Origin of the sequence: Kocuria tytonicola, assembly GCF_003687455.1 — a bacterium.
Lineage (GTDB): Bacteria > Actinomycetota > Actinomycetes > Actinomycetales > Micrococcaceae > Kocuria > Kocuria tytonicola.
Genome location: NZ_PHOA01000228.1, coordinates 1 through 399, shown reverse-complemented (window position 1 = coordinate 399; position 399 = coordinate 1). Strand labels below are relative to the sequence as shown.

Genomic DNA, 399 nt, shown 5'->3' with positions numbered 1-399 from the left:
TACCACAGACGTTTCTTTTCATCATCCATGCAGGTCGCAAGCTCCTGCGGGGATTTGGCACCCCAGCGCAGCTCGACACAGTGATACGGGTCAAAGCTGATATCGAAGACGCGCTGACGGGCTTCCTCCAAATTCAGAGTTACAGACCCACCCGCCGAATTGCGATAGGTGAACTGACAGAAGCGGGCTTCACGTTCGTACGTCGCCAAAAGATCCTCGGCAATGTTGGCACCGCTATACACGATCGCGGGATCGCCAGAACGCTGACGCTGAACCAGAGTGCGGGCCTGATTTAAGATATCCATAAAGCCCACCTTCAAACGGGCATCGCGGGACGGAGACGCATAGTCTTCCCACTCGCCTGTCGTACCAAAGATATTCGTCGGCAGACGCTCTGGA

At 55.4% G+C, this 399-nt stretch carries 1 protein-coding gene; it reads right to left on the bottom strand.

The features are described 5' to 3' along the window. On the bottom strand, positions 1-399 hold a 399-nt coding region (locus tag CWC38_RS12745), incomplete at both ends, for a hypothetical protein (RefSeq protein WP_206059913.1).